This window comes from Desulfonatronospira sp. MSAO_Bac3 (genome assembly GCF_003838035.1).
Lineage (GTDB): Bacteria > Desulfobacterota > Desulfovibrionia > Desulfovibrionales > Desulfonatronovibrionaceae > Desulfonatronospira > Desulfonatronospira thiodismutans.
On record NZ_QYZY01000123.1, the window covers coordinates 1 to 3,408 of the forward strand.

The window sequence follows — 3,408 nt, forward strand, 5'->3', positions numbered from 1 at the left end:
AGTCCGGGTATATCGTCCACGTCTACGGCAACGTTTTCTCCTTCCAGGGCTGTTCCGCCGTTGCCCGGGGCTATGAACAGCCTCTCCACCCTGGGGCTCTGCCTTATCTTCCAGGCCAGGGCGTGCTCCCTTCCACCGGAACCAACTATCAAAACCCGCATATCTGCTCCTGTGAATTACAAGTTTGATCCTGAAACTATCTGCGCTTAAAAAGCCTTTCCAGTTCTTTGCCGCCCAAGTCCATGCATATGGGCCGGCCGTGGGGACAAAAATTCATCTCTTTGCACTGCATGAGCTTATGAGCCAGGCCCAGGGCCTCGTCCCGGGTCATGGAACTGCCGGACTTGATGGATGTCCTGCAGGCCATGGCAATCAAAATCCCGTCCATATCCCTGGCCTTATCCTCCAGCATGGAACGCAGCGCCTCAATTCCTTCCCCAGAGGTCAAAATATCCGGAAGGCCTTTTACCTGCAAAAGCCTTTCATCGTGTAGCTCCAGAACAAAACCCAGGGACCTGAGCATTGACCATATCTCCTCCAGAAGATTCTTTTCAGCCTGGTGCAGCTCTATCTGCATGGGCATGGCCAGCATTCTGCTCTGAACAGATCCCTGTCTGTTCTTGAGATATTCAAAGACCACCCTTTCATGTGCCCCGTGCTGGTCCACCACCAGCAACCTGCCAGAAGAATTGAGGAAAACCAGATAGTTGTTTTCCACCTGACCCAGATAAGAAAGCCCCATATCCGGGGCATGAACCGGGGGTGCAGGTTTTTTCGGGGGCCTGTCCCCATAATCCGGAGCGGTTTCATGGCGGAAGTCTTCCCGGAAAACAGGCATTTCCGGGCGGGTTTCCCCTGGGCCGGGACCATACCTGGGCGAGTCAGCTCTGCCGGCGACGTCAACCTCCTCTGCCGGCATTTCAGGTACTTGAAAATAATTTTTGTCCAGCACCTTGCCCACCGCCCTGGACACCAGGGAGAAAACATGCTTTTCATTGCGAAAGCGCACCTCCGACTTGGCCGGATGCACGTTTACATCCACCTCTTCCGGGGGGATCTCCAGGAAAATGACCGCCTGGGGGTACTCCCGGGAAAGAAGCCTGCCCTTGTAGGCCTGCTTCAGGGCCGAGATGAGGGTTTTATCCTTGACTGCGCGGTTGTTCACGTAAAAGAGCATGCGCTCTCCCCTGGCCTGGGCGTTTTCCGGGGATGAGGCCACCCCGTGCACCCGGAAATCCCCCTGATCCAGCTCCACATCCTTTAGATCCCGGCACAACTGCTCCGGCCACACCCTGGAAAGTCTTTCCTTGAGGTTTTCATTTGCAAAGAAACGATGCAGGCTGCGTCCCTCGGAGTACAGCTCCAGGTCAACCTCCAGGTTGGCCAGGGCCAGGCGGATAAAATTTTCCGAGCACTTTCTGGCCTCTGTATTTTTGGTTTTTAAAAACTTGAGCCTGGCCGGAATATTGGCCAGCAGGTTCTGCACTTTAACCTTAGTGCCTGGATCCATGGCCTCTGGACCCTTTTCCAGATGATCTCCGTAAAGGATCTCCAGAAAACTGCCTTCATCCCGGCCCTGGACGCAGGAAGAAAGCCTGAGCCTGGACACCGAGGCTATACTGGGCAGAGCTTCCCCCCTGAAGCCGAAACTCTGCACCGAGGCCAGGTCCTGCATGCTGAAAATCTTGCTGGTGGCATGCCTGGTAACCGCCAGAGCCATATCATCAGGCAGCATGCCCGCCCCGTCGTCAACCACCTCCACCAGGGCCTGCCCTCCCTGCTCCAGGTACACCTGGACACTTCCTGCTCCAGCATCCAGGCTGTTTTCCACAAGCTCCTTGACCACGCTGGAAGGCCTTTCCACCACTTCTCCGGCGGCTATCTGGTTCTGAAGACCCGGAGGAAGGACTCTTATACTGCTCACGCTCAGATCCCCCATTCTCCCAGGTTCAACAGTTTAATGTGAAAGGCGAAGCTGTGATCGTAATCAGTTTTTTTGTATTCAAACATAAATCCGTAACACTGGTGCCTGTACTCGGCCGAAAGCCTGTTTTCCAGGGCCCTGGAATCTTCCATGTCTCTTTTCATGGAGGCCTCAAAGCGCCATTTGCGAAAATAGTCCAGGTCCATGCCCACTTCCAGGATATTTATCCTCTCATCCACTGTTCTTTTGTATTCGTCTATCTCATTTAAAAAATCCAGGCTGAACCAGGTGCTGGCCACATCCGGCCAGGTCAGGGTCAGTGTATGTTCGTGCTCAGTGACCATATTTTCGTAGAAAGAATACCAGGTTTTGTTGCTGAGTGTAATGTACTGATTAGGGTTGAAGCTGATCTCGGCCAGAAGATCCGAAAACGGTCTGCGGCTGTATTCCCGGCTGTGGCTGCGCCTGGCCTCCCTGAAGTCATATGACTGCTCCAGTTCCAAGCGCAAAAAATCCCGGTAGTCCTGGCTTAAAACCGGTTCCCCCTCATCTGTCCCCTGGCGGACGCGCTCCAGTCTGCGGGTGAATATATTTCTAAGGCTGTATGTCAATTCCTCTCTGGCAGCGATGCGATCGGTGGAATCGAAGCTTGGATATTTATCCTGGTCCTTGTCAGGTATGTAGTCGAACTCCAGTTCAGGGAGCATGGAATGCTTCACTCCGGTCCAGGCTGACTCGCCCACACTTCCCCATTTTACTTCAGGGGCCGGTCCCATCTCAAATATGCGCTGCAGTTCAGTATCCGCCCGGATATTGAAATCATATATCCCCCTGGTTTGAAACCGGCTGTCAGTATCGCGCTCTACAGGTTCATCCTGGAAATTGTCCACGAAGTAGCTAGTCTGCCTCCAGCCTGCGCTGGGAATTATCCTTCCCCATCCGCTTCTAATGGGCATGCTAAGCCTGGGATGAACATCCAGCCTGGTGGCGGTGGTGCCGTACTCCCTCCAGAAATAGACGCCCTGGTTGGATGATTCCAGTTCAAAAGGCGAATCTCCGATGCTGGTGCGGTACAGATCCAGGTTGACTTCGGGCAGCCTCTGCACTGTGGGGTTTCTGCGTGCAGGCTTATTTCTGTTTCTGTATTCCAGGTTGTCGGTGTACACCAGCCTGGTGTTAAATCCCAGATTGTTCCAGCTGCGGCTGGCACTGAAAATATTGTTTCTTCTTAGCCGGTCCCGCCCCTGGATGTCCCGGCCGAATTCATCCTCGAACTCGTCCCGGCTGGCATAATATCCTGAGTGACCATCACTGAACTCCCGCAGATAATTCTGATCCGAAACATAGTCCACATCCAGGCGGTAGGTCCATTCCGTAGCCGGATCGTAATGATCGTATTTACCCCTTATCCAGTAGCGGTCCCGGTTGGGCCTGAACAGGCCGTCATCTTCGAACCTGCTTGGTTCATTGCCCTGGTCGTGGAC

Annotated in this window: 2 protein-coding genes and 1 pseudogene; all 3 read right to left on the reverse strand. The window is 53.9% G+C overall.

The features are described 5' to 3' along the window. A pseudogene (locus D5S03_RS04565) lies at positions 1 to 161 on the reverse strand (phosphoribosylamine--glycine ligase N-terminal domain-containing protein); the annotation flags it as partial. Between the two features lie 35 nt (positions 162 to 196). After that, positions 197 to 1,924 (reverse strand): DNA mismatch repair endonuclease MutL, encoded by a 1,728-nt coding sequence (gene mutL / locus D5S03_RS04570; RefSeq protein WP_287042802.1) that lies wholly within the window; start codon positions 1,922 to 1,924, stop codon positions 197 to 199. Between the two features lie 2 nt (positions 1,925 to 1,926). Then, a partial coding sequence (locus tag D5S03_RS04575) for an LPS-assembly protein LptD (RefSeq protein ID WP_287042803.1) occupies positions 1,927 to 3,408 on the reverse strand: 1,482 nt, incomplete at its 5' end.